General features: G+C 65.4%; 26 protein-coding genes and 1 rRNA gene. 10 read left to right on the top strand and 17 right to left on the bottom strand.

Annotated features, from left to right (window positions below):
* Positions 1 to 137 precede the first annotated feature (137 nt).
* Positions 138 to 255: ribosomal RNA gene (rrf, locus tag NZ773_04810) — 5S ribosomal RNA — on the top strand.
* A gap of 9 nt (positions 256 to 264) precedes the next feature.
* Here the strand turns inward: rrf and NZ773_04805 are convergent.
* The gene (locus NZ773_04805) at positions 265 to 711 is read right to left on the bottom strand and encodes a hypothetical protein (protein ID MCS6801247.1); all 447 of its coding nucleotides are present in this window, start codon (positions 709 to 711) and stop codon (positions 265 to 267) included.
* 331 nt (positions 712 to 1,042) lie between these two features.
* On the bottom strand, positions 1,043 to 2,443 hold the full coding sequence (locus NZ773_04800) for a CCA tRNA nucleotidyltransferase (protein ID MCS6801246.1): 1,401 nt from the start codon (positions 2,441 to 2,443) through the stop codon (positions 1,043 to 1,045).
* Positions 2,444 to 2,539: 96 nt separating this feature from the next.
* Here NZ773_04800 and NZ773_04795 point away from each other — a divergent pair, with 96 nt between their 5' ends.
* The 3 genes from NZ773_04795 (at position 2,540) to NZ773_04785 (ending at position 6,105) form a co-directional block, all read left to right on the top strand.
* On the top strand, positions 2,540 to 5,050 hold the full coding sequence (locus tag NZ773_04795; protein ID MCS6801245.1) for a mannose-1-phosphate guanyltransferase: 2,511 nt from the start codon (positions 2,540 to 2,542) through the stop codon (positions 5,048 to 5,050).
* The gene (locus NZ773_04790; GenBank protein ID MCS6801244.1) at positions 5,047 to 5,661 is read left to right on the top strand and encodes a hypothetical protein; all 615 of its coding nucleotides are present in this window, start codon (positions 5,047 to 5,049) and stop codon (positions 5,659 to 5,661) included. Before NZ773_04795 ends, NZ773_04790 begins: the two co-directional genes overlap by 4 nt.
* Positions 5,662 to 5,799: 138 nt before the next feature.
* Positions 5,800 to 6,105: a metal-sulfur cluster assembly factor gene (locus tag NZ773_04785; protein MCS6801243.1), complete on the top strand. Its 306-nt coding sequence runs from the start codon at positions 5,800 to 5,802 to the stop codon at positions 6,103 to 6,105.
* 24 nt (positions 6,106 to 6,129) lie between these two features.
* On the opposite strand, the gene NZ773_04780 is transcribed toward NZ773_04785, so the two are convergent.
* The 3 genes from NZ773_04780 to prfB all read right to left on the bottom strand — a co-directional run bounded on the left by NZ773_04780 (position 6,130) and on the right by prfB (position 8,919).
* A complete protein-coding gene (locus NZ773_04780) occupies positions 6,130 to 7,521 on the bottom strand; it encodes a peptidase MA family metallohydrolase (protein MCS6801242.1) in 1,392 nt (463 codons plus the stop codon).
* A complete protein-coding gene (locus tag NZ773_04775) occupies positions 7,522 to 7,815 on the bottom strand; it encodes a hypothetical protein (GenBank protein MCS6801241.1) in 294 nt (97 codons plus the stop codon).
* Positions 7,812 to 8,919 (bottom strand): peptide chain release factor 2 gene (gene prfB, locus NZ773_04770; protein ID MCS6801240.1). Its coding sequence is split into 2 segments (ribosomal slippage): positions 7,812 to 8,852 and positions 8,854 to 8,919, totalling 1,107 coding nucleotides; the frame shifts between segments, so codons are not numbered across the junction. Before prfB ends, NZ773_04775 begins: the two co-directional genes overlap by 4 nt.
* A 157-nt stretch (positions 8,920 to 9,076) precedes the next feature.
* Here prfB and NZ773_04765 point away from each other — a divergent pair.
* The gene (locus NZ773_04765) at positions 9,077 to 9,925 is read left to right on the top strand and encodes a sulfurtransferase (protein ID MCS6801239.1); all 849 of its coding nucleotides are present in this window, start codon (positions 9,077 to 9,079) and stop codon (positions 9,923 to 9,925) included.
* Between the two features lie 49 nt (positions 9,926 to 9,974).
* Here the strand turns inward: NZ773_04765 and NZ773_04760 are convergent, their stop codons facing one another.
* Complete coding sequence (locus tag NZ773_04760; protein MCS6801238.1) at positions 9,975 to 11,621, bottom strand: acyl-CoA dehydrogenase family protein; 1,647 nt, start codon at positions 11,619 to 11,621, stop codon at positions 9,975 to 9,977.
* A 226-nt stretch (positions 11,622 to 11,847) separates the two neighbouring features.
* Between NZ773_04760 and NZ773_04755 the strand changes: the two genes are divergently transcribed.
* A complete protein-coding gene (locus NZ773_04755; GenBank protein ID MCS6801237.1) occupies positions 11,848 to 12,210 on the top strand; it encodes a helix-turn-helix transcriptional regulator in 363 nt (120 codons plus the stop codon).
* 43 nt (positions 12,211 to 12,253) lie between these two features.
* Here NZ773_04755 and NZ773_04750 read toward each other — a convergent pair whose 3' ends face one another.
* The 6 genes from NZ773_04750 to NZ773_04725 are packed head-to-tail and all read right to left on the bottom strand — an operon-like array spanning position 12,254 to position 17,699.
* A complete protein-coding gene (locus tag NZ773_04750; protein MCS6801236.1) occupies positions 12,254 to 12,997 on the bottom strand; it encodes an arylmalonate decarboxylase in 744 nt (247 codons plus the stop codon).
* A 53-nt stretch (positions 12,998 to 13,050) separates the two neighbouring features.
* Positions 13,051 to 13,623, bottom strand: a complete 573-nt coding sequence (locus NZ773_04745) for a CDP-alcohol phosphatidyltransferase family protein (protein MCS6801235.1) — start codon at positions 13,621 to 13,623, stop codon at positions 13,051 to 13,053.
* Positions 13,620 to 14,861, bottom strand: a complete 1,242-nt coding sequence (locus NZ773_04740; protein ID MCS6801234.1) for a glycosyltransferase family 4 protein — start codon at positions 14,859 to 14,861, stop codon at positions 13,620 to 13,622. The genes NZ773_04745 and NZ773_04740 overlap by 4 nt, the downstream gene beginning before the upstream one ends.
* A gap of 8 nt (positions 14,862 to 14,869) precedes the next feature.
* Positions 14,870 to 15,628 (bottom strand): PHP domain-containing protein, encoded by a 759-nt coding sequence (locus NZ773_04735; GenBank protein MCS6801233.1) that lies wholly within the window; start codon positions 15,626 to 15,628, stop codon positions 14,870 to 14,872.
* Positions 15,625 to 16,623 carry a lysophospholipid acyltransferase family protein gene (locus NZ773_04730; GenBank protein MCS6801232.1) on the bottom strand — a complete coding sequence of 333 codons (999 nt, stop codon included), beginning with the start codon at positions 16,621 to 16,623 and terminating at the stop codon, positions 15,625 to 15,627. Before NZ773_04730 ends, NZ773_04735 begins: the two co-directional genes overlap by 4 nt.
* Positions 16,620 to 17,699, bottom strand: coding sequence for an inositol-3-phosphate synthase (locus NZ773_04725; protein ID MCS6801231.1), 1,080 nt, complete (start codon positions 17,697 to 17,699; stop codon positions 16,620 to 16,622). The genes NZ773_04730 and NZ773_04725 overlap by 4 nt, the downstream gene beginning before the upstream one ends.
* 129 nt (positions 17,700 to 17,828) lie before the next feature.
* Between NZ773_04725 and NZ773_04720 the strand changes: the two genes are divergently transcribed.
* Both NZ773_04720 and NZ773_04715 read left to right on the top strand, forming a co-directional pair.
* Positions 17,829 to 18,767: an aldo/keto reductase gene (locus tag NZ773_04720; protein ID MCS6801230.1), complete on the top strand. Its 939-nt coding sequence runs from the start codon at positions 17,829 to 17,831 to the stop codon at positions 18,765 to 18,767.
* Between the two features lie 66 nt (positions 18,768 to 18,833).
* Positions 18,834 to 19,823, top strand: a complete 990-nt coding sequence (locus tag NZ773_04715) for a D-2-hydroxyacid dehydrogenase (protein ID MCS6801229.1) — start codon at positions 18,834 to 18,836, stop codon at positions 19,821 to 19,823.
* Positions 19,824 to 19,829: 6 nt separating this feature from the next.
* On the opposite strand, the gene NZ773_04710 is transcribed toward NZ773_04715, so the two are convergent.
* Genes NZ773_04710 through NZ773_04690 form a run of 5 tightly spaced genes read right to left on the bottom strand, consistent with a single transcriptional unit; the run spans position 19,830 to position 22,957 of the window.
* Positions 19,830 to 20,150: a hypothetical protein gene (locus NZ773_04710; protein MCS6801228.1), complete on the bottom strand. Its 321-nt coding sequence runs from the start codon at positions 20,148 to 20,150 to the stop codon at positions 19,830 to 19,832.
* Positions 20,151 to 20,185: 35 nt separating this feature from the next.
* On the bottom strand, positions 20,186 to 20,521 hold the full coding sequence (locus NZ773_04705; GenBank protein MCS6801227.1) for a hypothetical protein: 336 nt from the start codon (positions 20,519 to 20,521) through the stop codon (positions 20,186 to 20,188).
* Entirely contained in the window at positions 20,481 to 21,515 is a 1,035-nt protein-coding gene (locus NZ773_04700; GenBank protein ID MCS6801226.1) for a glycosyl hydrolase, read from the bottom strand. Before NZ773_04700 ends, NZ773_04705 begins: the two co-directional genes overlap by 41 nt.
* Positions 21,512 to 21,889 carry a VOC family protein gene (locus NZ773_04695; GenBank protein ID MCS6801225.1) on the bottom strand — a complete coding sequence of 126 codons (378 nt, stop codon included), beginning with the start codon at positions 21,887 to 21,889 and terminating at the stop codon, positions 21,512 to 21,514. The genes NZ773_04700 and NZ773_04695 overlap by 4 nt, the downstream gene beginning before the upstream one ends.
* Positions 21,890 to 21,913: 24 nt before the next feature.
* Positions 21,914 to 22,957 carry a glycosyl hydrolase gene (locus NZ773_04690; GenBank protein MCS6801224.1) on the bottom strand — a complete coding sequence of 348 codons (1,044 nt, stop codon included), beginning with the start codon at positions 22,955 to 22,957 and terminating at the stop codon, positions 21,914 to 21,916.
* 186 nt (positions 22,958 to 23,143) lie between these two features.
* Here NZ773_04690 and NZ773_04685 point away from each other — a divergent pair, with 186 nt between their 5' ends.
* A complete protein-coding gene (locus NZ773_04685) occupies positions 23,144 to 25,381 on the top strand; it encodes an MMPL family transporter (protein ID MCS6801223.1) in 2,238 nt (745 codons plus the stop codon).
* On the top strand, positions 25,378 to 26,463 hold the full coding sequence (locus tag NZ773_04680; GenBank protein ID MCS6801222.1) for a carotenoid 1,2-hydratase: 1,086 nt from the start codon (positions 25,378 to 25,380) through the stop codon (positions 26,461 to 26,463). The genes NZ773_04685 and NZ773_04680 overlap by 4 nt, the downstream gene beginning before the upstream one ends.
* Positions 26,464 to 26,624: the final 161 nt, after the last annotated feature.

Genomic DNA, 26,624 nt, shown 5'->3' with positions numbered 1-26,624 from the left:
ACGGCACGTGGACAGCCGGTAACGGTTGGAGCGAAGCCGCACTAATGGCCGAGGCCCCTCCTCCCCTTCAGGGTAGCAAGTGCGTCGCTCGATGCGTCGCCTCACCACCCACGCTCAACTGCAAACAGACATCAGTTCTCGGTGGTCGATGGCGGAGTGGACCCACCCGTTCCCATGCCGAACACGGTCGTGAAACGCTCCAGCGCCGACGGTACTGCCCGGGCAACCGGGTGGGAGAATAGGTCACTGCCGGGGGCTTTTTCTTTAATCAAACTGAAACCCTTTGATGCGCCAGCCGGTTCCTTCGAGCAGCATCGCCGCTTGGAAGCGCTCCCGCCGCCCGTCCGCAAACACGACCATCCCCTGAACCGCAACATGGGGAGAGGCGAGGTACTCTTCGATCAGCCGCTCCGTTTCCCGATTGTCCTCGGGAACAGTGTCGCCGAAGCTCGCTAAGTCGAGAAGGGCGAGGTCGCTTGGCTGCCGCTCCAGCCGTTCTTCGAGCACCTCGAGACAGACATATCCGGCGAGCGATCGGTCCTGCTCGAGGTAGGAGCGGAAGGCGAGCAGCGTAAACAGCATGCGGAAGACTGACGACATGCGAGCGTAGGCTTCCTCAGCGTCTCCCCGAGCGACAGCAGCAAAGAAGGCGTCGAGCATCGCAGCTCTTGCGCTTGCGCCCTCGGCGAGCAACAACCAGTTGCTACTCATCGGCTCTCCTCTCACTCCTCGAGCCTGGTGAAGTCGCCCGCGCGATGAAGCGGCCTGCCGGCGCGTTCCGCTTGTCGGCTGCTGCCGGCTCCTCTGCCAGCCAGGCTGGGAGGCGACGGCTGGGAACTGCTCGCGGAAACGCCGAAGCCTGCGCAGCGCTGCTGCCGCCGGGCCCGACGGTCCCGAGAAGCAGAGCCGGGGGCGCGCCAAGCACACCGACTGGGCGCGCCGCAGCAGCATCCAGTACGCACGAGGGGGTGACGTCGCCTTTGTCCCTCGCCGACGGCAGGCCGCACCGGTTCAAGCAGCAGTTTAGTGGGCGGGGCGCCGCTCATGAGGGCACAGACTCGGGCGCGCCGGCGGCCGCGGGGTCTCGCTCGGCGAGGAAGGCGCGCGCGAGCTCTTCCGCCCGCGTCTTATCGTCCGGCGCGAGGGTGCCGTCCAGCACCAGTTCAAGCAAGTAGCGCTTCACTTCCCCGATCCAGCGGCCCGGTCCGCGCCCGAAGATCGCCATCAGTTCATTCCCATCGAGCGGGCTGTCGAGCTTGGCCACATCCTCGCGCGCCATCAGTTCAGCGACCCGAGCTTCCAGCTCATCGGCGCGCGCGCGGGCTGCCTCCACCCGCGCCGGACGAGCGCTGGTCACGTCGGCGCGGCAGAGGGCGATGAGCGCCGGGAGCTCTTCTCCTGCTTCGCGGATGAAGCGGCGAAGCGCGGAGTCGGTCCAATCGCTGGAATAGCTGTTGGCACGGACATGAAGACGCACCACTTTTGCCACTGCGCGGATGAAGTCCGCATCGAGGCGCAGCCGGCGGAGGATTTCCGTCGCCATCTCCTCACCGACGCGCTCATGGCCGCGAAAATGGACGGCGCCGTGCTCCCAGCTCATCGTGCGCGGCTTGGCGATGTCGTGCAGCAGCGCTGACCAGCGGAGGAGCGGCTCGGGGGGGATCCGCTCGACGACGAGAAGGGTATGCCGAAAGACGTCTTTGTACCCTTTGACGGGCGGCATCTGCAGCATTTCGAGAAGCTCGGGGATGATGTTCACCATCAGCCCCAACTCGACGCACAGCCGGATCCCGTGGGCGGGGTGAGGAGCGACGAGGATCTTGGTAAACTCGGCGCCAATCCGCTCCTTCGAGATATCAGCAAGAGCCGGTGCGGAGCGGCGGATTGCTTGTTCGGTTCCCTGCTCGATCCGAAAGCCGAGCTGAGCTGCGAGCCGAACTGCCCGCAGCATCCGCAGCGGGTCTTCATCAAACCGCTCGGCGGGGTTGCCGACCGCTCGGATGATGCCGGCGCGCAAGTCGGCGAGCCCACCGAAGGGGTCGATCACCTCCTCCTCTCGTTGGGGCACACCGCGGCACGCCATCGCATTGATGGTGAAATCGCGCCGGGCAAGGTCGCCTTCGAGCGAGGTCCCAAACGTCACCTGGGGATGACGGGAACGCGGCTGGTACACCTCGGAGCGGAAGGTGGTAATTTCAACCAGCCGCTCGCCGAAGGCGAGACCGATCGTGCCGAACTTTGCCCCAACCCCAAAGATCGCGTCGGGCCGAACGGTTCGAGCAATACGCTGGACCTCGTCCGGAGGGGCATCGGTCGTGAAGTCGAGGTCGGGGCTCGGACGACCAAGCAGCCGGTCCCGCACTGACCCGCCGACGAGATAGAGCCGTCGCCCGGCCGCCTCGAATGCTGCTGTAAGCCGGTCAATCAGCTCATCACTCTCCATGGCTCGACAAGGGTATCAGCCTGATGCCGGGGGCGGCAAATCCGCGGAGGGCGACACATCCCGTACAATGCTGTGGAGGCAACGGAGAGTGACGCTATGAAAGCCGTCGTCATGGCCGGGGGGGAAGGCTCCCGTCTTCGCCCGCTTACGATCGGTCGACCAAAGCCGATGGTGCAGGTGGTTAACCGCCCCTGCATCGAACATATTTTGCTCCTGCTCAAGCGGCATGGCATCACCGAGGTGATCGTGACGCTGCAGTATCTGGCAGAGCAGATCCAGGATTATTTCGGCGATGGCAGTGGCCTTGGCCTGCAGATTACGTATAGCATTGAAGAAGCGCCGCTCGGTACAGCGGGATCGGTCGGCCTTGCCCGCGATCAGCTGACAGAAACGTTTCTCGTTATCAGCGGCGATGCGCTTACCGATTTCGATATCGGCAAGATTATCGCCTATCATCGCGAGAAGCGCGCTGAAGCGACGCTCACTCTCTACAACGTGCCGAATCCGCTTGAATACGGCGTGGTCATCATTAATGAGAGCGGAGCAATTCGTCAATTTCTAGAGAAGCCTAGCTGGGGCGAGGTCTTTTCCGACACGGTCAACACGGGAATTTACGTCCTCGAACCCTCAATCTTTGAGTTCATTCCGCCCAACCGCCCGGTCGACTTTAGCGCAGAAGTTTTCCCTCGTATGTTGGCCGAGGGGCGACCGCTCTTCGGCTATGTCTCTAGCGGGTATTGGTGCGATATCGGCAACATCCCGGAATATCATCGAGCATCCGGTGATCTGCTCGCCGGTAGGGTGAATGTCGGGCCGATCGGGATCAAGCATCCACAGCTGCCAGATGTCTACCTCGAAAGCGAGGATGTCGATATTGCTCCGGATGCGCTGATTAGCGGTCCTGTCTACATCGGCGCGGACTGCCAGATCAAGAGCGGAGCGGTTATTTACGGGCCGAGTGTCATCCGCGCCGGCACCGTGGTTGATGTCGGCGCCCAAGTCGACCGGAGCATTATCTGGCGAGGCGCCTACATCGGCGAGCGGGCAGAAGTGCGCGGAGCGATCATCTGCCGACAGGTCACGCTGAAAGCGAAGGCGATGATCTTCGAAGGGGCGGTGATCGGCGACAACACGGTGGTCGGTGAGAGCGCGATCATCCAGCCGGGCGTCAAGATCTGGCCCGATAAAGAGATTGAGGCGGGAGCAACCGTCTCCACGAGCATCATTTGGGGGTCGCAGGGGCGAAAGAACCTGTTCAGCCGCTACGGTATCTCCGGCTTGGTCAATATCGACCTCACCCCCGAATTCGCTGCTAAGCTGGGGGCGGCCTACGGCGCAACGCTTCCGAAAGGCTCATCCGTCATCATGAGCCGCGATCCCCATCACACGCCGCGGATGATCAAGCGGGCACTCATCGCCGGCGTCCCCTCGGCGGGAGTCGATGTCATCGACGTCAAGAGCGTCCCGATCCCGGTGGTGCGGTATATCACCCGCGTTACCGACGCGATCGGCGGCGTCCACGTGCGGCTCTCGCCGTATGACACCCGGATTGTCGATATCAAACTGTTCGATGCCAACGGCCTTGATATCGACAAGGCGTTCGAGCGGAAGATAGAAAACACCTTCTTCCGCGAGGATTTCCGCCGGACGTATCTCGATGAGATCGGGCGGATCATGGAGGCGCCGCAACTCGTTGAGCGCTATATTGAGGGATATCGGCGCTCGCTCGACCTGTTCTCTACTCCCCCCGCCGAAGCAACGACAATCGTCGTCGACTATGCGCACGCTACCGCCTCGAACATTCTTCCGGTCCTGTTCAGCCAGTTGGGGCTGAATGTCGTCAGCCTCAATGCATCCATCGACGAGACGAAGCTGGCGCGGTCGCCGCAGGAGTTTGATGAGGCGATGCGGCAGCTGGCGGCCATTACGGCTGCGCTGCGGGCGAATATGGGCGTCCGTCTTGAGCCGGGCGGCGAGAAGATCTATGTCGTAGATGACACGGGAGAGGTGATCGACGGCGCCCTGCTTGCGGCCTTAGTCGCCTCGATGGTGCTCGAGCAAAATCCCGGCGCGACGATCGCGGTTCCTGTCTCGGCGCCGCGGATCTTTGATGACCTCGCCGACCGCTACGGCGGCACGGTGATCCGAACGAAAGTGAGCCAACAGGCGCTAATGGCGGCGGCGGTCCGGCATGCCCCCGCGTTTGTGGCCGACCTCGAAGGGGGGCTGATCTTCCCGGCGTTCAGCCCCGCGATGGACGGCCTGTATGCCGTGCTCAAGCTCGTCGAACTCCTCTCACGGTCGCGCCGGCGATTGGCCACCCTCGCCCGCTCGTTCCCGCCCTTCTACCTGATGCGCCGGCAGGTACGCTGTCCGTGGGAGGCGAAAGGACGGGTGATGCGTCTGCTGAATGAGCAATTCCGCGACCGCCAGACCCATCAGGTCGATGGGGTCAAGGTGGACCTCGGGCGCGAATGGGTGCTCATTCTTCCCGACCCTGACCGCCCGCTCTTTCACGTGATTGCCGAGTCGAATTCATCGGAGGGAGCACAAGCGCTGCTCGATAAGTACGCCGGACTGGTTGCCGGGCTCCAAGGGGAGCGGTGAGCGAGACGTTCGCGAGTGTCTCCGTTCGTACCGATGACCACGAAGCGGTCTATGACCTGCTTGATGATGGCGAGGCGTTCATCTCTCCCCCAATTTTGGGCTGGGTCACCGTCTTTGACCGTCAGGCAGCGGAGGGCGACCTCGCCCGGCTGACCGAGATTGCCGCTCGCCTGAGCGGAGCGCTCCGCTGCGCTGCAATCGCGCTGATGGTGATGCAGGGCGAGGTCTTTTTCTATCTCCTATTTGAAGACGGCACCCTGCAGGACGAGTACGCGAGCGATCCGGATTTCTTTGGCGAAGCCGCTCCCGAGGAGCGGGAGGCGCTGCGGGGCCAGCCGGAGCGGCTGCTGCCGTACGCAATCCCAGGCGTTCGCGCTGACCACCTTCGAGCCGTCCTTGAAACGCCGAGCATGCCTGCCGTCGACCGCTGCCGGGCGCTCGCTTCCCGCCTCGGGATCGAAAATGCTACCCTCGGCTTCGCCGACCTCGCCGCAAAGGCCGAGGGGGCAGATATTGAGGTGGTGGGCTGGGAATTGTTCGACTATACGGGCGGACCGCCCTTCGAGGAGCTTGACTCGCATCGTCCCGACTTAAGTGGCCATTCTCGCTAGCGCCCTGCGCTACACTTGAATAAAAGGTCTTACGCGGCGCGGCGTACCGACAGCGGCTCCCCGCAGGCATACCTCTCGCTCTCAGCAAGCGGGAGCGCGCGGTGGCAGTCGGCGCCCTACACTCTGGAGTGGCAGACGATGGTGACCGAAGAGCAGGTTCGCGAGGTGCTCTCCGAGGTCTACGACCCGGAGATCGGCATGGACATCATCAATCTCGGGCTCGTCTACAACATCGAGATCCCGGACGAAAAGACCGTCAACGTCGACATGACCTTGACCACGCCGGCGTGCCCGGCGGGCCCCATGATCCGCACTCAAGCATACGCGGCAGTCGCTAGTCTTCCCGGGGTCGAGAATGTCAACATCAACCTCGTCTGGTCGCCTCCGTGGGATCCGAAGACGATGATGAGCGAAGACGCCAAGATCGCGCTCGGGATCTTCTAGGAGGCTGCCGAGGCGCGCTCGGGTTCAGAAGGAGTTGCGGCGGGCGATGACGAGCGCGCCAAGCGCCACGAAGAGCAGGAGCGCAAAGACGCCTCCCCCAACAAGGAGGAGCGGCAGCGCGGCCTGCAGTCGGCCGGTCTGGCTCGCCGCTCCCTGAGGGCGTGTCGCCGGCCCGGGCGTCGGCTGGGCTCCCGGCTGGCTTCCCGGTTGGTCGATCACCAAGGGCGGCAGCGTCGGCCGAGGCTGCGGCTGGTTAATGGGGGGGCTCGCCGTCGTGCTGTCGAGCGGCTTGACGCCGATCGAGGCGCGCCATTCGTTCTCAAGGTCGAGGAGACTTTTGCCGTAGACGCGCTCGAAGGTGCGCTCGTCGGTGTCGCCGTCGCGGTAGGCGCGCAGCAACTCCCCCATCTTCTGCGCGCCATAGGTGGTGAGCAGGTAGCGCACCATGCTCACCCCCTGCGCATAGACGAGCAGCCATTCCTCTTCGCGGCCCGGATACGCCTTCAGAAAGCGCAGGGGCATCACGCGGTCAAGCCGGATCGCCTGCTGCAGATACTGGCTCCATTCGGCGCCTTGGGAGGGCTGAAAGTAGGTGGCAAGGCCTTCGTTCAGCCACATCGGGAAGCCGCTGATTGCGCCGGGGCCGATCGTATCCTCAACCACCGCGTGCGTCACTTCATGGGCCGTCGTGCCGATCGCGTCGCCCTCGGTGGTGACAAGCACGACATTGAAGCCAGAGACCGAGACGCCGGCGCGGCTGCCCCGCGACGACTGGCTGCGGGGCGGATAGGCGGAGTCGAGGTCGGCCGGGGTAGGATAGGCGACGACTGTCAGCGGCTCGGCAAGCTGCACCCCCGCTTGCTCCCGCAGGGCGTTGACGGTCCGCACCGCCGACTGCAGGATCGCCTGCGCCCGTGGCTGGGTCCGTTCGTTGTAGAAGACGGTGATCAGCCCGTCCTGCACGCTTTGCCAGCGCGAGCGGGTGTCGAGGAAGCGGTACTGGTTCGGCTCGGTGCGGAGCGTGGTGCCTGCTGCGTCCTCAACGACATACCGATAGTGAATGAGCGCGCCCGGAGGAACATCCTGGGCACCGCGCGTCCGCAGCCGAAATTCGGCAGTCACCTCTTTCCCTGGCGTGAAGGTGGGATTTCCGCCGGCGCGCGTATGCGAGGTATACCAGTACTCAATGCGGATGCGGGTGATTTCAGATGCGCTCGACAGCTTGACGGTAAAAACAACGGCGTCCGGCCATTCTGTCCGGACGGTCTCTTCGAGAACGGTGATGCCGTCGCTCGCCCCTGCAGAGCGCGCCGTCGGCGCAAAGACGCCGAGCGCGAGGGCGAACGCCAGCAGCGGACGAAGCAGCCGCGTCCCGAGCGAGAGGCGCGGCGCGAAGCGAGAGAAAGTGGCAGCCATTTACTGCTCCTTGGCGACACGCTGCCGTCGGAGGTACAGCGAGGCGCCAACGATGATAGCGACGAACCCGATGACGATCGCCCCGGAGATCAGCCCGACCGTCCAGAGCGCTGCCCCGATCCGAGCTTGTTGGATCTCGCTCGGCTGAGAAGAGGGACGACGCGGTTCGGCCGGCTGCTCAACGGCAGGAGGTGCGCCAATGAGCGCGCGAGGCGGCGTCCATGGCCCGGCGCCAATGTAGACCAGCAGGACGATGCCAGTCACAATGCCGATTGATCCGAGGAGCCGTCTCATGCCGCTTGCTCTCCGATGGTCCACTGCAGATAGCTCTCAATAAACGGGTCGAGCGCTCCGTCAAGCACGCCGAGCGCGTCGCTCGTTTCGTAGCCGGTTCGCAGGTCCTTTACCAAAGTATACGGGTGGAGCACATAGCTCCGGATTTGGTTGCCCCAGCCGGCGGCAACGTGCTGCCCCTTGAGGCGGGCGGCCTCTTGTTCCCGCTTCTCAAGCTCGAGTTCGAGCAGGCGCGATTTCAGGATCCGGAGCGCTGTCTCCTTGTTCTGGAGCTGGGACCGCTCGTTCTGGCAGGTGACGACAATCCCCGTCGGGAGGTGACGTATCCGCACGGCCGTCGACACTTTCTGAACGTTCTGGCCTCCTGCTCCGCTTGATCGGTAGAACTCAATTTCGAGGTCGTCCTCGTTGAGAACGATCTCGACCGTGTCGTCGACCTTTGGCATTACCTCGACAAGCGCAAACGACGTATGGCGGCGGTGCGCGGCGTCGAAGGGTGACAGGCGCACCAGCCGGTGGACCCCGCGCTCGCTTTTGAGATAGCCGTAGGCGTTCGGGCCGCTGACGGCCACTGTCACGCTCTTGATCCCGGCTTCCTCGCCCGCGGTGTAGTCGAGGATCTCCGTCTTGTAGCGATGGGCGTCGGCCCACCGGAGGTACATGCGGAGCAGCATCTCGGCCCAATCTTGGGATTCGGTCCCGCCCGCCCCGGCGTGGATCGACAAGATCGCATCCTTCCGGTCGTGCGGGCCGCTCAGCATCAGTTCGCGCTCGAGACCGCGCAGGCGCTGCGCGAGCGCGTCCGCCGCTGCGCCCACCTCAGCGGCCGTTGCGGCATCGTCTTCGGCGATGGCGAGCGCGATCAGCTCCGCCAAGTCGGCTGCCTCCCGCTCGATGCCCCGCCACAGTTCGATCGTGTCGCGAAGCTCGCTCGCCTGGCGGGTGACGGCTTGGGGGTTCGGCTCGCTGGTCCAAAACCCGTCTGCCGCCATCCGACGCTCCAGTTCGGCAAGCTCTCGCTCTTTGCCGGCGATGTCAAAGACGCTCCAGGAGCGTGTGGATGTGCTGCTGCAGTCCGCTCACCTGCGTGCGGATCTCGTCCATGGATAGGTTGCCTCCTCCAGAAAGACGTCGGTTCGCTTCGCCCTGTTCCGACCGGCGATTTCGCTAACTGGAAAGTTGACAAAGTCGATCGAATGCGTCATCATCGCAGCGTGCCACGGAAACGTGCTGCTACAAGCCTATCAGACGAGGAGTGCCGATGGCCGCCGGCTACGCTCATCCCGAAGTCATCGTGGAGACCGATTGGGTTGCGGAGCATCTGAACGACCCTAACGTCCGGATCGCCGAGTGCGACGAGGATGTCCTGCTGTATGAGACCGGTCATATTCCGAATGCCATCAAGCTTGATTGGCACACCGATCTCCAGAAGCCGGTGATCCGCGACTTCATCTCCAAAGAGGAGTTCGAGCAGCTCTGCTCAAAGCATGGCATCGCCAATGACACGATGGTCGTGTTCTACGGCGACCGCAATAACTGGTATGCGTGCTACTCCTTCTGGCTGTTCCGCCTCTACGGGCACGAGAGGATGGCCGTGATGAACGGCGGGCGGCAGAAATGGATCGACGAAGGGCGCCCGTTGACCAAGGAGGTCCCCGTCTTCCCGCCGACGACCTATCGCGCCCGCGATGAGGACCTGTCGATCCGCGCCTTCCGCGACGACGTTATGGCGCACCTCCGCGCGCCTGAAGGCCGCGCCTTGGTCGATGTCCGCTCTCCGCAGGAGTATTCCGGCGAACTGATCCACATGCCGTCCTACCCGCAGGAAGGGGCGCAGCGGGGCGGCCACATTCCCACCGCCAAGAATATCCCTTGGGCGCGCGCCGCGAATGAGAACGGGACCTTCAAGTCCGCTGAGGAACTGCGCGCGATCTACGAGCCCGAGGGGATCACGCCCGACAAAGAGATCATCGCCTACTGCCGCATCGGCGAGCGCTCCTCCCATACCTGGTTCGTCCTTACCTACCTCCTCGGCTACCCGAAAGTGCGCAACTATGACGGGTCGTGGACGGAATGGGGGAATCTCGTCCGCGCCCCGATCGAGCGCTGAGGGCGCGCGGGGCCTGCCGCGCTGTGCTCGCGTCGCTCGCGACCGGCCGCTACTCGAGGAGCCGGCGAGCGATGATCTGCGCTTGGATCTCGTTTGTCCCCTCGAAGATGGAGAGAACGCGGGCGTCAAGAAAGATCCGGCTGACGGGGGTCTCCTCCGCGTAGCCGAGCCCGCCGTGGATCTGGACTGCGGCGTCAGCAACTTCCCAGGCGGCGCGGGTCGCCTGCAGCTTCGCCATTCCGGCTTCGAGGTCGCAGCGTTCTCCCGTCTCCTTGCGCCGCGCGGCGTAGTAGGTGAGCTGGCGGGCCGCTTGAATGAGCACGGCGGCGCGGGCGAGCTTGGCCCGGATGCGGGGAAAGGCGAAGATCGGCTTGCCGAACTGCACCCGGGTGCGGGCATAGCGCAGCGCTTCGTCGAAGGCTGCCTGAGCGACCCCGACCCCCCGCGCCGCGGTCTGGATGCGCGCCACTTCCATCGTCGCCATCAGCTGGCGGAAGCCCTGACCCGGCACGCCGCCGAGCAGGCCGTCGTCGGGGACAAAAAACCCGTCGAACGCCACCTCGTACTCGCGCATCCCGCGATAGCCGAGGACGCGGATTTCGCTTCCTGCTACCCCCTCATCGGGAAATGGCATGTCGTCCGTCCCGCGGGTCTTCGGGGCGAGAAACATCGACAGCCCGCGGTGCCCGGGCTGCGTGGGGTCGGTACGAGCGAGCAGGGTCATCAGGTCGGCGCGGGCGCCGTGAGTCATCCACGTCTTTTGCCCGTAGATCCGCCAGCCGCCCTCGACCTTCACCGCCCGGGTCTGAACGGAGGCAAGGTCCGAGCCGGCATTCGGCTCAGTGAAGGCAGCAGTCGGGAGGATCTCTCCGCGGGCGAGACGAGGCAGCCATGTCCGCTTCTGCGCTGCCGTGCCTCCGCCAAGGATCAGTTCGGCCGCAATTTCGCTGCGCGTACCGAGCGAGCCGACGCCGATCGACCCGCGAGCGAGCTCTTCGGTGACAACGACCATCGCCAGTTTGCCGAACCCGGAGCCGCCGTACTCTTCCGGCACCGTCAGCCCGAAGACCCCTAGCGCCGCCAACTCGCGGATCAGGTCGAGCGGCACGAGGCTGTTCTCACGATGGATCTGCTGCGCGAGCGGCACCACACGCTCGTCAACGAAGCGCGCAAACTGGACCTGCACTGCTTGAAGGGCCTCGTCGAGCCCGCGCCGCCCGGTGCTGCCCGTTTCTGCGAGGAGGGCGGCGATGCGGTCGTCGACCTCGCTCCCCCCGGCAGCGTCGATGAACTGCGCGCTTTCTCGGTCGGAGAGCAGGGCGAGGGCGCCTTCGGCTATCCCCAGTTCGAAGGGCGCGACTGTTTCAACCGCGCTCAGCGACACGCCGCCCCCCAGCGCTCCGGCGAGACGCGCTATCCACGCCTCGGCGATCATGCGCTCCAGCGAGCCGGGAGGGGCCGCCAGCCGGTCTGCCCAGGCGAGCAGTTGGCGCCCCGCCTCCACCTGAATGGCAAGGTGGGCAAGGGCGTGCGCTGCTTGCTGCTGCTCGATCAGCTTTGCTTCGCTCAGCCGGCCGTTTTCGTGGCATTTTGCCCGGAGGAAAGCGGTCGCCTCGTCGCAGAGCGCGCTCGCGGCGGCGAGCAGGCGGTGAGCGGGGGACTGCGCGGTCGCGCGTTCGTCGCGGAGCTGGGTCATTCTACCCTCAGGTTCAGAACTGCGCCTGCTATTCTGCCAGGTCTGGGGAAGAAGCGCCTCCTCCCCCGCCCGGCCCGCTCCCAGGGCGCGGCCGCGTTCTTCCTCGGCGCCTCCGCCGAGGAAGAGGCTGAAGCTCGAACTTCAGCCTAAGGCGTCTAGGGAGGACGAGGCTGCCACTTCCGGACGGCCGTTGTCAGGCAGTGGGGAATAAGAGACAATAGCCACTATGGCAGAGCCGCTGACTGCGTTTTGCCCCTATTTCCATCAGGCAGTCGAATTGATCGGGAACCGATGGACAGGGGTGATCATCCGGGCGATGCTCGCTGGGAAAGCGCGGTTCGGCGAGATCGCCGCCGCGATCCCCGGCATCAGCGACCGGATGTTGTCGGAGCGCCTGAAGCAGCTTGAAGCGGCGGGCATTGTTGTCCGCACGGTCTATCCCGAGACCCCAGTCCGTGTGGAGTATCGCCTCACTCCAAAGGGGGAGGCGCTTGCCGGCGTGGTTCGCGCCATCGCCGACTGGTCGCACGAATGGCTTGTTCCGCGGGATGAACTGCCCGGCCGCTCCCCCTCAGCTCGCCCCGGGTGAGGCTGCCGGGGCAGGCGCGCGCTCTGCGAGCGCTGCGGTCGCGCTAGTACTCGCGCAAGAGCGTCCCAAAGCCCCGCATCTGGTCGTTGATCCCGTTTTCGCGCAGCGCGTGCCAGAGCGTCGCCGCGTTGATCGCGATCACCGGTTTCTTCAACCACCGCTCCGCTTCATCGGCGAGGCGCACCATCGACAGATTGGTCCCAACCTGAACAATGGCATCGACATCCGGCTTGTTCACCTCGAGGATCGCCTGCCGCAGGCGGTCTTCAGTGACATGGGCAATCGCCACGGCGCTCGGGCACTTGAGGCCTTCGAGGGCGACGACGTCGAAGCCGCACTCGGTGAAGAACCGCCGCACCTGAGCGTCGCCGACCGGCTGGTAGGGGGTGATAACGCCGAGCCGCCGAGCGTTGAACACCGCGAGCGCGCGCCGGCAGGCATCTGCGCCGGTGGCCACTTTCAGTCCCGACCACTGCTCGATCCGCCGCTGAAACGCCTCATTCCCTTCCTTGCCGCCCCAGAACGTTTCAGCCGACATTCCCATGATCAGGTAGTCGGGCTCGCACGTCATCACTTCGCGGACAGTCTGCTCGATCGCTTCACGAATTTGCACGAGCAGCGCCTCGAACTGCTCATCATTGCCCAGCCGCTGGTCCCGGATGTAGATGCGGCCATAGTGAAACGTCACGCCGTGCGGCGCCATCATGTAGTAGTCTGGTTCGACGATCGTGTTTGTCGATGGCCCGAGAACCCCAAATTTGGCACGGTAGCCAAGCACATCCGGCATCGGTCACCCTCGCTGGCAGGATGAAGCGAGCATACCACAGCGCGGTTGAACGGTCAGGCGCTGAGCTGCTGCCGGACTGCGACAATCCGCTGGATGACGGTGGCGGCGGCGCCGAGCGTGATGAGGAGAAGCGCGGGGGGCAGCCGATTGGTCATAAGGCCCGCCGCGAGCACGACGATACGGGCTGGCCGGTCGAACAGGCCGACTTCTCCTTTCGCGCCGACGCCCTCAGCTCGGGCACGCGTATAGCTGACGAGGAGGCTCGCGACGCAGGCAAGGAAGGCAAGCAGCGTCAGCAGCGGGTTTCCTGTGCGCACTCCCCGCCACGCCGTGCCGAAGAAGAGGGCCGCGTCCCCAAACCGGTCGAGCGTCGAGTCGAGAAACGCGCCGAAACGGCTGACGCGCCCGCTGGCACGGGCGAGCGCACCGTCGAGGAGATCGAAGGCGCTCGCAAGCAGGACGAGGATGCCTGCCACTCGGTTCTCCCCAACGGCAATGACGACGGCGACGGCAGCATTCACGGCCGCGCCGACGACGGTCAGCTGATTGGGCGTGATGGGCGTGCGCGCAAGAGCGCCGAGCAGCGGCGCGGTGAGGCGAGCGGCGAGCGGGCGCAGCGCCTTCATCGTCCGAGGCCAACATAGGGCGCGACGGCAGAGCCGAGGCGCCGGAGCGCGCTCCGGCGCGCCGGCGCAGCAGCGGCGCGGCGCCGGCTCTCCCGCGCTGCCTCCTTCGCCAGGAGGATCCGCTCGTAATAGGCCAAGATCCGCTCCGCAACCCGATCCCAGTTGTAGTCGCGCGCTTTCACGCGGCCGTTCTGAGCGAACTCCTCGCGGCGAGCGGGGTCGCCAAGCAGCTGGCTGATTGCTGCCGCAAGCGCCACCTCATTCTTCGGAGGGACGAGCAGCCCCTCAACCCCGTGGGTGAGTACGCACGCGAAGCCGCGGATGTTCGAGGCAACAATCGGGCGCCCCGCTGCCATCGCTTCAAGGAGAACGATCCCAAAACTTTCGTCGCCGGTGTTGGGAGCGACGAAGAGGGTGACGCTTTGAAAGTAGCGAACCTTCTCTTCCTCCGAGAGAGCGCCGACGAAGAGCACATCGGCCAGGCCAGTACGCTGAGCCCACGCTTCGTAGCCGGCCCGGGCGCGCTCTCCTCCGCCGGCCACTACGAGGCGGGCGGTCGGCCAGTCCTGCTTCACCAGCCGAAAGGCGCGCAGGAGATACTTCAGCCCTTTCCGGCGCTCCTCAAGCCGCCCCAAGAAGAGAATGCTCGGCCGGCCGTCGGCGAGGGTTGGGATAGGAGGGAGAGCCGCCGCAAACCGGTCGTAGTCGATGCCGTTCGGAATAATGTTGTAGTAGCCGCGAAAGTACTGCTCGACGAACTCTGCCGCTGCCTCCGAGACAGCGATCTTGCCGTCGAGCTTCCGGAACCAGCGTTTCAGCAGCCGCTGCCCATAGTAATACGCCATCGCCCCGGTGGAATAGCGGCTGCCGGAGTAGGCATGAAATGTGCCGACGTTGGCGGCGTTTGAAAACCGCAGCACCGTCAGCGGGAGCGGCCCCTGCAGCGGCTCATGCACGTGGATGATGTCGAACTGCTCGCGCGCGAGCAGTTCCTTCACCGGCTTATCAAGGTTGAAGAGGATTGGAATACGCGCGATCGAGCCTGAGGCTGGGATGGGATAGGGCTTGCCGATGAAGATCAGGTCGGGATGGTCGAACTGCTCGACAGGCACGGAGGAGGAGGCAATGATTTTGGCACGGTGGCCACGCCTCACCAGCTGGCGGTAGAGGCTCTCGATATGGCGATTGACCCCTCCCGGCACCGCCCAGTCGTACGGAGTGACCAGACCGACGTACATGCGGCGCCCTAGGCGGACCGCGCCGCGCGCCGCTCCGCAAGACGCCGCCGGAAGCGCTTGGCGGGCAGCCAGACGAGGCTCCTCCCTTGCTGACGGATCAAGTCGCGAACGGGAATGCGCTCCGGTTTCCCGGGATGTTCGACGCCAGCAGTCGCGCGTGCGAGCAGAGCGCGCCGGAAGTCTTCGGCGGTTCGCCCCGGGAAGGTGGTGTAGGCAGCGCCGATCGCGGGCAGGAAGTGCGCGTCAGAACCGCCGGTCTCCGCAAGACCGTAGCGGGTCCGGTTCAGCTGCGCCACCTTCAGGCGCGTCACGCGGCCCGCGATAGTGGGGTTCGCGACTTCGAGCGCGGTGATCCCCGGCGTGTGGTGCGCCATCGCTCGGTCAAGAGCGCGCTCGCCGACAGACGTGATCAGCCAGCTGAGGGGGTGGGGAACGACGCACAGCCCGCCTTGTGCGCGGATCTCCTCGATCGTCTCCTCAAGGGGGCGAAAGGACCGGACCGGCTTTTCGACAAACAGCGCCAGCACGTGTCCGTCGCGGGTCGAAATCTCTGCGCCGACGATCACCTCGACGCGATAGCCGCCGGCGACAGCAAGCTCGCGAGCGCGCAGCCCCCCTTCGATATCGTCGTGGTCCGTGACAGCGATCACGTCGAGGTCGGTTTTCTCCTCCACCCAGTCCAAAATCTGGCGGACCGTCATCATCCCATCGGAGTAGCGGGAGTGCAGATGAATATCCGCCTTGCCAAGACGAGGGGAAGCAGTCATGCATCGGCTCCTACTGCGGCTGGGGCAGAACGCGGCGCCGTGAGCGTCGCTCGAACGGGCCACAGTTCGCGGAAGATATACCACTGCTCTGGCTGGCGACGGACGAGGGCTTCAAGCGCGCTCGCCATCGCCTGGGTGAGTGAGCGGATGTCGTGCTCACGGTCCCCACGAGGAGCATAGCAGAAGCTCTCGTCGACCAGCAGCTCAAACCGATTGTCTGGGCGGCGAAACACCGCGGTGGGAACGACCCGCGCCCCGGTTCGGAGCGCGATCGTCGCCGGCCCGGCGGGGAGATACGCTGTCTTGCCGAACAGGCGAACGGGCACGCCGTCAGGGGCGGGCACGTCGATCAGGATCCCCGCCATCTCGCCGGCGCGGAGCGCTTTGATCAGGGCGCGCGCCGCAGCGGCCGGATGGTCCGCCTCGATGAGCCGGATCCCTTGGCGTCGCCGTATCCCTTGGATCTCCGCGTTGAGGAGGGGAGGGCCGACGACATCGGCTACGACGTGCAAGGGGTAGCCGCGCAGCCCCGCCGCTGCGCCGGCGAGGTCCCAATTGCCGGTGTGGAACGCGACAAAGAGCACGCCGCGCCCCTCGGCGCGCAAGGCATCGAAGCGGCTCCAGTCGGTGATCTCGAGGGCATCGAGAATGTGCCGGTGGCGCAGACTGGCAAAGCGGAGGAACTCGACCACGTATTTTGCGTAGTTGCGGACGCTCTCCCGCGCGCAGGCGCGCACGGTGCGCGGCGATGCCGACGGCCCAAGCACCAACCGCATGTTCTGGATGGTCACTCGCCGCTTGTCGCGCCAGACCGCGAAAAAGATGACATCGGCAATCCGGCAGGCGCACCAGTAACTGAACCAGAGCGGTACGATGCGCACGAGCATGGCTGCCAGCCGATAGAGAGCGAGAAGGACTACTGCCTGCCCCTGCGCCCACGCTCGCTCCCCTCGCCGAGCGAGCGCATTCGAGAGCGTGGTGAACGCGCGGATCACGCGTCTCCTACGCCGGCGATGAAGTCCTCGACCATCCGGCGCGCCTCCTCATCCGAGTACTGGATCGGCGGGGATTTCATGAAGTAGGCGGACGGACCGATCAGGGTCCCGCCGATCCCGCGGTCAAGGGCTAGCTTGGCGCAGCGGATCGCGTCGATCACCACGCCGGCAGAGTTGGGGCTGTCCCAGACCTCGAGCTTCAATTCGAGATTGAGGGGAACATCGCCGAAGGTGCGCCCTTCAATCCGGATGTAGCACCACTTGCGATCGGTCAGCCACGGCACGTAATCGCTCGGCCCGACATGGACATCACTTTCGGGCAGCGGGTAGTCGAGCTGGGAGAGGACGGCGTTGGTCTTCGAGATTTTCTTCGACTCAAGCCGTTCGCGCTCCAGCATGTTGAGGAAATCGGTGTTGCCCCCGAAGTTCAGCTGATAGGTGCGCTCGACCTTGACGCCCCGGTCGCGGAACAGCTTCGTCAGTACGCGGTGGGTGATCGTCGCGCCAACCTGAGACTTGATGTCATCGCCGATGATGGGCAGCCCTCGCTCCTTGAAGCGACGCGACCAGTCAGCCTGCCGGCCGATGAAGACGGGGATGCAGTTCACGAAGGCACAACCGGCATTCAGGATCTGCTCGACATACCAGCGGGTCGCGCTCTCGCTCCCGACGGGGAGGAAGGAAACGACGACATGCGTTTCGGTCTGCTTCAGGATTTTGACAATGTCTGCAGTTTCGCCCGGCGCTTTTTTGATGATCTGGGAAAGGTATTTGCCCAGCCCGTCGTGGGTCATCCCCCGCTCGACCCGCACGCCGAGATAGGGAACATCCGCGAACTTCACCGTGTTGTTCGGCCCGGAGAAAATCGCCTCGGACAGGTCTTTCCCCACCTTCTCGACATCGATGTCGAAGGCGGCGGTGAACCGGATATCGCCCACGTGATAGCCACCGAGCCGGGTGTGCATCAGGCCGGGGATAAACTGGTCATCAGGCGCGTTTCGATAAAATTCGACGCCTTGCACGAGGGATGAGGCGCAGTTCCCCACTCCGATGATTGCGACGTTAATCGTTCCCAAGCTGGAACCGTGCTCCTTTCTTATGGTCCGAGGCAAGGTTCCGCCTCAGAGGAAGCCCCCGAGCGCCGCAGGCTGCGGGGCGCACCGCAGAACCTCCCATGGCCGATGATAACCGAGTATCCTCTTCCTATGCACGATGAAACAGCCCGCGTCACGCTCGGGAGAGAGGGCCCCACGCTCCTTCCGCTCGGAGTGGGCGCTTTTCAGTGGGGCGACCGCTGGGTTTGGGGCTACGGCCGAAGCTATTCTGCTGCCGACGTGCAGGACGCGTTTTGGACCAGCCTCGCGGCAGGGGTATCGCTCATCGACACCGCAGAAATCTACGGCATGGGGCGTTCAGAGCGGCTGATCGGGCGCTTTCTGCGGACGGTTCGCGTTCCCGTGCTGGTGGCGTCAAAATTCTTTCCCTTCCCCTGGCGGCAGCGGGAGCTTGACTTCTTCCGCGCGCTCGAGGGGAGCCTTCGCCGGCTGGGGCGCTCCCAGATCGACCTCTACCAAATCCATTGGCCGACCCCATTGGTCCCTATCGAGCGACTGATGGAATGGATGGCGGCCGCTGTGCGGCGCGGGCTGATTGCCCAGGTCGGGGTCTCGAATTTCGGGTACGAGGAGCTCCGACGCGCCTACCGCGCGCTTGATCGGCACGGGATACCCCTCGCCTCGAACCAGATCAATTTCAGCCTGCTCGCGCGCGCGCCGGAGCGGACAGGCCTGCTGGACCTCTGTCGGGAGCTCGGCGTGACCGTGATCGCCTACAGCCCGCTTGGGCAGGGCCTGCTGACCGGGAAGTACTCTCGCGCGCAGCGGCCGCCCGGCGTGCGTTCGCTCTCGCTCCTCCCGCGGCTTCGGCGGATCGACCCGCTGCTCGCGGAACTGCGCCGGATGGGCGAGCGCTACGGTCGCTCTCCCGCGCAGATCGCCTTGCGCTGGACGATTGAGAAAGGGACTATCCCGATACCCGGGGCGAAGACCGGTCGGCAGGCAGCGGAAAATGCCGGCGCCCTGCGCTTCCGGCTCTCCCCCGAGGATGTGGCGGCGCTCGACCGAGTCGCCGACCAGGTCGGCTAGCCTGCGGCTGGGGGTCCTTCCCCAGCTCGGCAGCATGCGCTTGATGACCGAAGGAGGAAGGAGCAGGTGACCGTTGTCATCGGCGTCCTGACGGCGCTCTCCCCCGCACAGCTCGACCGGATTCGCGCTGTCGGTGATGTGGAAGTGCGCGATCTGAGCCATCTTGTCGCCTCGCAGCATGGCGTTCCCCGGCAAGACGAGCCGGCAGCGCGGGAACTGGACGCTCAGCTCGCCGAGTGCGAGGTCCTCTTCGCGACCTTCACGCCGCGCGGGATTGCAGCGCGCGCGCCGAAGGTGCGGTGGTTTCACGGCTCGCAGGCGGGCATCGACGCTTATCGGGCCTCGGGCTTTCTCGAGTCGGAGGCGATCATCACGCTCGGGCGCGGGTGGGCCAGCCGTCCTATCGCGGAGTGGGTGATTGGCGCGATCTTGCTCCTCGCGAAGCGGTATCCGAAGTGGGTGAACGACGACGCGCGGCGCCAGTGGTCCGGCGGGCAGGTCGAGGAGATCCTCGGGCAGACGGTCGGGATCTTCGGCTTCGGCGGGATCGGCCGAGAGACGGCACGTCTCGCTCATGCGCTGGGCATGCGAGTGCTGGCAGCGAAGCGGACGCCGGAGGCGCCTCCTCCCTATGTGGAGGCGCTGTACGGTCCGGAGGGGCTGCCGGTGCTACTGCGGGAGTCGGATTACCTTGTCCTTGCGGCTCCGGCGACGCCGGAAACCGAGAACCTGATCGGCGCTGCCGAGTTGGCGCAGATGAAACCGACGGCGCGCCTGATCAATGTCGGCCGGGGCACGATCCTCGATGAAGAAGCGCTCGCCGCAGCGCTGCGCGAGCGCCGGCTCGCGGGCGCCGCTCTCGATGTCTACCGCGTCGAGCCCCTTCCCGAAACCTCGCCCCTCCGCTCCGCGCCCAATATCCTGCTCTCCCCCCACCGGAGCTTTCTCTCCCAGCGGCTCGAGGAACGGGTGGTCACGCCCTTTCTCGACAATCTGCGGCGTTACCTCGCCGGCGAACCGCTGCTGCACCGGTATGATCCTGCGCGGGGCTACTGAGCCGGGTCACAGGTTCAGGCGCAGCTTGCTGATATCGCCGACATACTCGAACGAGTCTTCGCGGTGGTGACCGTCGACGGTGAGGACATTCAACCGCGCGCGGAGGGCGACAACGTGATCGCTCGTTGAGGCGTGGTCCGCTTGATGGCGGTTATGCCACATGCTGATCCGCAAGAAATGGTGCGGGTTGACGACCGACCGGAGCACCATGCCGAGGATATGTCCCTCGTACTTATCGGCCTCGTCGTTCAACTCTTGGAGAATTTTGGCGCCTTCCGCGGCGTCGTGTTCGGAAAAGATCACTGAAGTCACTCGGACGTAGGCCATCGCTCCTCCGCTGCGGTCAACTCCGGATGTACAGTCTACTGAGTATGCTCCGGGCTATCAACCGACAGCTGTTCCGGGGCGCGGCGCGCCTCAACGTAGCGGAGCGCAGCGCCGCTCAGCACAAACAGTGAGCCGCCGATGCCGAGCGCGACCATGCCTTCGAGAGCCAAATGCGCCCAGAAGGCGGGGTCATCCAGCTGCCACGGTGGGTCTTGATAGCCTAGATGCCAGATCCACGCCCCGATCACCCCCGCCGCCGCGCAGAGCGGCAGCCGAAGATGCGCGCGCGAGAACGCGCGGAGAGCGCGCCGCAGCTGACTTCGCTCCCGCTCAGGGCTCCCAGCGGTGCCAGCGCCGATAGTTGGTCCCATCGCTCACCGCGAGACCGATCGCTTGGCGGTAGTCGGCGCCCGCTCGCCGCTCCGGACCGCCGACGTAGTAGAGCCGCAGGCTGCCGTCATCCATTGGGACAACGCAGGGCGTTCCGACCGCTTGGCTGTCGAACCGCCCCGAGCCGGAGGGGCTCGGTGCGAGCACTGCGCCGCCGGCCTCGTCTCCCGCCTCCTTCGTCCAGCGGAGGCCATCCGGCGAGGTCGCAACCCCGACTGCGTAATAGTTGGCGAAATTGCTGCCCTCATAGAACATCAGCCAGCCGCTCTGAAAGGGAATGACGGCCCGGCACGACACGCCTCGCTCGTCGAACCGCCCGCGCTCGCCGTTGCCGAGGATCTGACCGCACTTTTCCCAATGCAGCCCATCGCCCGAGACAGCGAGGCCGATCCGCGCCCCGCGCGTCGGGTGCAGCCCGTGGTAGTAGAGGCGCCATTCGCCATTCGGCAGCCGCACCACCCGGCCGTACGTCGCCGACAGTTCGTCGAACTCGCCCGGCCCGCCAAGGGGAAGCACGGCGCCCCGATACGGGCCGAGGAGCTTCGTCCAGTGGAGCCCATCGCGCGAGATGGCACAGCCGATGAAATAGGGGATGCCGATGCGCTCCACCCCGTCCCACAGCGTCGGCGACCAGTCGCCGCCGAGGTACCACATCCAATACAGGCCGTCGAAACGGAGAACGCACGTGACGCCGACATGCGCGCTGTCGAACCGAGCCGGATCGCTGCTCGGTTCGAGCACTGCCCCGAGCGTGAGCGGACCCCGAACCCGCTCCCAGCGAATTCCGTCCGCAGACACTGCAAGTCCGCTGCGCCCATCGGTGCCGGCGATCGCGCGATTCCAAGCAGTGTCTCGGCCGTAGTACCACATCTTCCAGGTGCCGTCTTCCTCGCGGAGCACCTGAGGAGAGGAGACAGAGAAGGAGTCCCACCAGCCCGCGGGGCCGGGGCGGAAAATCAAGCCGGGGTCGCTCATGCCGACTGCGCCGCCACCACGCCGAAGACATGGCCTTCGGGGTCGGCAAGGTAGGCGAGCCACTGGCCGTTATACTCGAACGGCGCGTTGACGACCCTCGCTCCGTGGCGGACGGCGCGGTCGACGACGGCATGAACGTCCGCAACTCGGAAGATCGGCAGCGTCTGGACCTCGCGCCGATCCTGGACCGGCGGGACAACCTCGCCGCCCGGCGTCAGTTCGAGGGCGCCGCCCTGCGGCAGCGCAAACTGGGCGACCCGGCCTTCGACGTGGCGCGTTACCTCCATGCCAAGCCCGTCGCGGTAGAACGCGACCTCCCGCTCGAGGTCATTGACGCGGATGATGAGCAGCGTCAGGGCTTGAACAGCGTGCATCGCCGAGGTCCTTTCTCAGGTGTCTTACTCGTCGTAGCGAAACCAGCGCCGGTAGTTGGGACCGTCGCTCACTGCCATCCCGATCTGGTGGCGCGACGACAGTTCGTCGTGTCCGCCCTCATTCACGCCGACGTAGTACAGCCGAAAACTGCCGTCATCAAGGGGAACGACCCACGGCGTACCGACGGCGCGCGCATCCCAGCGCCCAGAGCCTTTCGGCGCGTGGCGGAAGTAGGGGCCGCCCGGCTGCTCGCCATTGGCGTCCCGCTCCCAGTGAATGCCGTCGTGGGAGACTGCGAGACCGATGGAGTAGTAGCCGTCGGCGTCGCGTCCTTCGTAGAACATCAGGTAGTCGCCTTTCACTTTTAAGACGTGGCGGCAGCCCGGCCCGGCCGCATCCCACGCGCCCGGAGCACCATCGCCCAAGATCGGGCCAACTTTCTCCCAGCGGAGACCATCCGGCGAGACCGCCAGGCCGACGGTGGCACCCCCGTCTGGACGGCGGGCGTGGTAATACAGCTTCCACGTTCCGTCGTCGTCCCGGAGAACGCGCGGCCAGTTGCAGAGCAGAGCGTCGAATTCACCCGCGCGCCCGGGAGCGAGCAGCGCACCGCGGTACGGCCCTGCCAGCCGCGTCCAGTGGATCCCGTCGCGCGAGACGGCGCAGCCGGGCAGCATCCGCAGCCCTTTATAGCGCAGTCCTCCCCGGCCGATTTCTTCTTGGTCGCCGCCGAGATACCACATCCAGTAGAGGCCGTCGATCTTCTGGACGTTCGTCACGCCGACGTGTCCGCTGTCAAATCGGCTGGGGTCAGGGTGCGGCTCGAGCACTGCCCCCATGGTCAACGGTCCGCGAACGCGCTCCCACTGGATGCCGTCCGCCGAGACGGCCAGTCCGGAGCGGCCGGCAGGGAAGTTGATAGCGCGGTCGAACGAAGGGTCTCGGCCGTAGTACCACATCTTCCAGGTGCCGTCTTCCTCGCGGAGCACCTGCGGCGAGGAAACGCGCTCTGAGTCCCACCACCCCTCCGGACCGGGCCCCAGCACAAGACCGGGATTACCGTGCATTCTCCCCTCCACCCCGTGCGGGGCATGCCAGCAGAGGCGACCTCCGCTGTGAGCGCATTCTACTGCGAGAGCGCGCCAACGCAAGCAGCGCCCGCGCCGGGCGAAAATCTCAACTCGTACTTGACGTTTGCCGCAATCGGTCCGACAATTCTGGTGCCCCGCACGTCCTCATGGAGCATCGCCTTCGTGTTTAGCGCGATTGGTCGCCGAGCAGTCCAGTTTCGTTGGCTAATCATCCTGCTCTGGGCAGCAGCGTTTGCGATCAGCCTCCCGTTTTTGCCCCAAGTCGCGAAGACGCTCCGCCCCGGCGGTTTTGCGAGCGACGACCTCGAGTCGCAGCGCGCGCTTGCGCTGCTGGGAGAACGGCTCGGCCTCGATGGCGTCGCGGTGCAGGTCATCATGACGAGCGAGCGTCTCGATGCGCGGACGCCGGAGTTTGTCGCGCAGAGCGAGGCAGCGCTGGCGACGCTCCGTCAGTGGCCCCTGGTGAAGGAAGTCAAGTCGTTCACGGCGGCGCCGGAGCAGATCGCGAGCGACGGAAAGGCTGCCTATGTCACGGTGATCCTCGACCGCCGCGCTGAGCAGCTGCCAAACCTCCCCGCCGAGATTGAGCAGCGGCTGACCGCGCAGCCCGACCTGCGTCTCGCTTTGGGCGGCGGGCCGATTTTTTACGAGGATATCCAGCGCGTCAGCGAGAACGATCTCCGGCGCGCCGAGCTGCTTGCTATTCCGTTCGCTGCGGCGGCGCTGCTGTTTGTCTTTCGCTCGGTTGTGGCCGCCTTGCTGCCGGCGCTTGTCGGCGGGGTGGCGGCCGCGATTGCGCTCGCCTTGATTGCCGGCATCGCCCAAGTGACGCCGCTCTCGATCTTTGTGCTCAATGTCGCCACTCTGCTCGGGCTCGGCCTCGGCGTCGATTACTCCCTTTTCATCGTCAGCCGCTTCCGCGAGGAGCTTGAGCGCGCTCCGAGTGTCGCCGAAGCGACCGTCGCGACGGTGGCGACAGCGGGACGCGCGGTGTTCTTCTCCGGGCTGACAGTCGCCATCGGGCTAGCTGCCCTGATTGCGTTCCGGTTCAATATCCTCCGTTCCGTCGGCATCGGCGGGGTTGTGGTCGTGCTCCTCGCGGTCGCCGCCGCACTCACTCTCCTCCCGGCCGTGCTGTCGATCCTTGGCCGACGCGTCAACGCCCTGCCGCTCCCGTGGGCGCTCCGTCCGCGAGAGGAGGGGTTCTGGCGGCGGCTGGCGACAAACGTGATGCGCCGCCCGGGCATCGTGCTCATCCCGACCATGATCGTCCTCCTCAGCTTGGGGGCGCCGTTCCTGCAGATCAAGCTGGGGGCCCCGGATGCCTCCATCCTTCCTGCGGGCACACCGTCGCGGGAGGCCTTTGAGCTCCTCGACCGCCGGTTTCCGGCAACCGAAACGACGCCGATCCTGCTCGCGGTCCAAGCGCGCAACGGCGCACTGTTCGACCCTGCCAACCTTGCTGCCTTAGACCAGTACGTTCGGCGGATCCAAGCGCATCCGGCGGTCAGCCGCGTCGAAAGCATCGTCTCGCTCGACCCGCGGTTCACGCTCGACCACTACCTGCTGATGTACGCTAATCCTGACCGGATCAGCGACGCCTTCGTCCAAGCGGCAGTCCGCGGCTTGGTAAGCGGCGACACCACCGTCGTGCGCGTCATCAGCCGCTACGGAATGACCGACCCGCGTTCGTACGAGCTGGTGGGCGCGCTTCGGAACAGTCGGCCGCTGGAATTTACGGTACTCGTGACCGGCGGCTCCGCCGGGGTCGTCGACTACGTCAACACTCTCTATCGCGATTTCCCCATCGCAATCGCCGCGATCATGGCGGTCACCTATCTCGTGCTGCTGGTGCTGTTCCGCTCTCTGCTGCTGCCGCTGAAGGCGATTGTGATGAACCTGCTCTCTATCGTCGCCAGCTACGGCGCCCTCGTTTGGGTGTTCCAGCATGGCAACTTGAGCAGCGTGCTTGGCTTTACGCCGCTGGGATATATCGAAGCGTCGATCCCGGTGATCATGTTTTGCGCGCTGTTCGGGCTGTCGATGGATTACGAGGTCTTTCTGCTCTCCCGGGTGCAGGAGGTGTATCAGCAGACGGGCGATAACCTCCGAGCGGTCGCCGAGGGGCTCGAGCGAAGCGGGCGCATCGTCACGAGCGCAGCCCTGATCGTCGTTGCCGTCAGCATCGCCTTTCTTTCCGCCGACATGATCCTGGTCAAAGCGCTTGGCCTTGGGATTGCGATTGCGGTGACGGTTGATGTGACGCTCGTTCGGGCCCTTGTTGTCCCCTCGACGATGCGGCTGCTGGGGGCTTGGAACTGGTGGCTCCCGCCCTCGCTCGACCGGCTGCTGCCTCGGGTCGAGCACGAGCGGACCAGCTTTGCGGAGGCGGCGCGATGACGCGGCGCCCGCTCCTCGCCCTGGTTCTGCTCTTCTTCCTCACCGCCTGCAGCCTTCCGGGGACGATCCCGCAAGACGGGCAGCTTCCCGAGACACCGGCCGCCGGGCCTGCGCCTCCCTTCCCCACGGTGCGCCTTCCCGAGGATGAGGGAGCGCACGACCGTCTCATGGAGTGGTGGTACTACACGGGCCACCTCGACCTTGACGACGGGCGCGAAGTCGGCTTTGAGCTCGTGGTATTCCAGGTGCTCCGAGGACGGCTCCCTCCGCTCTATCTGGCCCACTTCGCGATCTCGGACATCGCGCGCGGCGAGTTCCACTACGCCGAGCGCAGCGAGAGCCGTCCTGACCGGCTTCCCCTGCTGACCGATGAGGCACGGCGCGCCCGCCCGGGCATTTGGCTGAATGTCGGCGACTGGACCATCGAGGGGCGGGAGGGGGTCGATCGGCTCCGTGCTGCCCTGCCCGGCTATGCCATCGACCTCACGCTCATCGCCACGAAGCCCGCCGTGCTCCACAAAGGCACCGGGCTGATCCAGTATGGCCAGGCCGGCTACTCCTACTACTACTCGCGCCCGCGCATGCGCGTTGCCGGCACCTTGCTCGACCGCGGGGTCGAACGTGCCGTCACAGGCGAGGCGTGGATGGACCATCAGTGGGGCGATTTCATCGCCCTGCTCGGCGGCGGCTGGGATTGGTTCTGCCTTCAGCTTGAGGATGGCACCGACTATATGGTCTATGAGATCCGCGACCAGACCACCGGCCAGCCGTACGACCGCTTCGCCACCCGGATCGACCCAGACGGAACAGCAGTCGACCTCCCTGTTGACGAGTTCGCCCTTACCGTCACCGCGCGGTGGACCAGCCCCCGCACCGGTGCGACCTACCCTGCCGGCTGGGAGATTGCTATTCCTGTGGACGGTGTGCGGCTCGTGGTGACGCCCAAGCTGGCCGACCAAGAGCTGGTCACTGAACAGACCGGTGTCGCCTACTGGGAGGGTGCGGTGGCAGTGACCGGCGAGCGAAACGGCGTTCCGATCCGCGGGCGCGGCTACGCCGAATTGACGGGCTACGCTAACTGACCGCTCGGCGGAAGAATGCGCCCGCCGTGCTTCGGCGCAGGCGGCCTCAGCTTCTCCCACCCGGCCCCTGCCTCCTCCTGTTGCAGCAGCCTGTCGCTGGGAGCCTCGCCTTGAGGAGACCGGAGGGTGTTAGCGGTATCGCCATTCCCGTTCCAGCTGCT

The sequence above is a fragment of the Dehalococcoidia bacterium genome (genome assembly GCA_025054935.1).
Classification (GTDB): domain Bacteria; phylum Chloroflexota; class Dehalococcoidia; order SpSt-223; family SpSt-223; genus JANWZD01.
Note: the sequence above shows the minus strand (reverse complement) of the source record. Positions and strands in the feature narration are given on the sequence as shown.

Excerpts from the sequence above, each read along its gene's own strand:
- NZ773_04745 (MCS6801235.1), bottom strand. The coding sequence starts at position 13,623 with ATGAAGGCGCTGCGCCCGCTCGCCGCTCGCCTCACCGCGCCGCTGCTC.
- NZ773_04705 (MCS6801227.1), bottom strand. The coding sequence starts at position 20,521 with ATGGGACCAACTATCGGCGCTGGCACCGCTGGGAGCCCTGAGCGGGAG.
- NZ773_04765 (MCS6801239.1), top strand. The coding sequence starts at position 9,077 with ATGGCCGCCGGCTACGCTCATCCCGAAGTCATCGTGGAGACCGATTGG.
- NZ773_04710 (MCS6801228.1), bottom strand. The coding sequence starts at position 20,150 with ATGGCCTACGTCCGAGTGACTTCAGTGATCTTTTCCGAACACGACGCC.
- NZ773_04805 (MCS6801247.1), bottom strand. The coding sequence starts at position 711 with ATGAGTAGCAACTGGTTGTTGCTCGCCGAGGGCGCAAGCGCAAGAGCT.
- NZ773_04690 (MCS6801224.1), bottom strand. The coding sequence starts at position 22,957 with ATGCACGGTAATCCCGGTCTTGTGCTGGGGCCCGGTCCGGAGGGGTGG.
- NZ773_04750 (MCS6801236.1), bottom strand. The coding sequence starts at position 12,997 with ATGCCGGATGTGCTTGGCTACCGTGCCAAATTTGGGGTTCTCGGGCCA.
- NZ773_04735 (MCS6801233.1), bottom strand. The coding sequence starts at position 15,628 with ATGACTGCTTCCCCTCGTCTTGGCAAGGCGGATATTCATCTGCACTCC.
- NZ773_04695 (MCS6801225.1), bottom strand. The coding sequence starts at position 21,889 with ATGCACGCTGTTCAAGCCCTGACGCTGCTCATCATCCGCGTCAATGAC.
- NZ773_04775 (MCS6801241.1), bottom strand. The coding sequence starts at position 7,815 with ATGAGACGGCTCCTCGGATCAATCGGCATTGTGACTGGCATCGTCCTG.
- NZ773_04780 (MCS6801242.1), bottom strand. The coding sequence starts at position 7,521 with ATGGCTGCCACTTTCTCTCGCTTCGCGCCGCGCCTCTCGCTCGGGACG.
- NZ773_04755 (MCS6801237.1), top strand. The coding sequence starts at position 11,848 with ATGGCAGAGCCGCTGACTGCGTTTTGCCCCTATTTCCATCAGGCAGTC.
- NZ773_04700 (MCS6801226.1), bottom strand. The coding sequence starts at position 21,515 with ATGAGCGACCCCGGCTTGATTTTCCGCCCCGGCCCCGCGGGCTGGTGG.
- NZ773_04740 (MCS6801234.1), bottom strand. The coding sequence starts at position 14,861 with ATGTACGTCGGTCTGGTCACTCCGTACGACTGGGCGGTGCCGGGAGGG.
- NZ773_04800 (MCS6801246.1), bottom strand. The coding sequence starts at position 2,443 with ATGGAGAGTGATGAGCTGATTGACCGGCTTACAGCAGCATTCGAGGCG.
- NZ773_04720 (MCS6801230.1), top strand. The coding sequence starts at position 17,829 with ATGCACGATGAAACAGCCCGCGTCACGCTCGGGAGAGAGGGCCCCACG.
- NZ773_04760 (MCS6801238.1), bottom strand. The coding sequence starts at position 11,621 with ATGACCCAGCTCCGCGACGAACGCGCGACCGCGCAGTCCCCCGCTCAC.
- NZ773_04795 (MCS6801245.1), top strand. The coding sequence starts at position 2,540 with ATGAAAGCCGTCGTCATGGCCGGGGGGGAAGGCTCCCGTCTTCGCCCG.
- NZ773_04785 (MCS6801243.1), top strand. The coding sequence starts at position 5,800 with ATGGTGACCGAAGAGCAGGTTCGCGAGGTGCTCTCCGAGGTCTACGAC.
- NZ773_04680 (MCS6801222.1), top strand. The coding sequence starts at position 25,378 with ATGACGCGGCGCCCGCTCCTCGCCCTGGTTCTGCTCTTCTTCCTCACC.